Below are 575 nucleotides of genomic sequence, written 5' to 3' on the forward strand. Positions count from 1 at the left end.
GAAATGCGGTCGCTTCAAGCCCACTAAGTTGGTAGGACTGATCAGTAGTGTCCGGTTAACTTAGAAACATCCGAGCCAAGGTTGAGTACTGGCGCGGGTTGCAGGGCAATTTATTTTGGTGCCGATTTGAAATCAGTTTACGCACATTCCGGTTCGAGTAACTTCCAGAGATTGAACCCTCTGGAGGTGAGCCATGAACTTGGGCAAGACGCTGTTCGCGCAAATTATGGAGTTCGTGCCGTGGACCAGCTTTGCGCGCATCGTAGATCGTTATGGTGGCGATTCCAGAGTGCGCAGTCTGAGTTGCCCCGAGCAGTTTCGCGCCATGGCCTTCGCGCAATTGACTTACCGCGAGAGCCTGCGCGACATCGAAACCTGTTTGCTGGCGAATCAATCGAAGCTGTACAGCATGGGCTTTCGTTCGCCGATCAGACGTTCGACACTGGCCGATGCCAACGAAGGGCGCGACTGGCACATCTGGGCGGACTTGGCCGCCTTGCTCATCCGGCGTGCGCGCAAGCTGTACTGCAACGACAGCTTCGGCATCGATCTGGACAACACCGTTTACGCCTTGG

The 575-nt window shown here is 55.3% G+C and carries 1 protein-coding gene; it reads left to right on the forward strand.

The annotated features are described in order from the left end of the window. Positions 1-193 precede the first annotated feature (193 nt). A partial coding sequence (locus M6F29_RS12085) for a DUF4372 domain-containing protein (protein WP_298160280.1) occupies positions 194-575 on the forward strand: 382 nt, incomplete at its 3' end.

This window comes from Ferrovum sp. (genome assembly GCF_027317285.1).
Lineage (GTDB): Bacteria > Pseudomonadota > Gammaproteobacteria > Burkholderiales > Ferrovaceae > Ferrovum.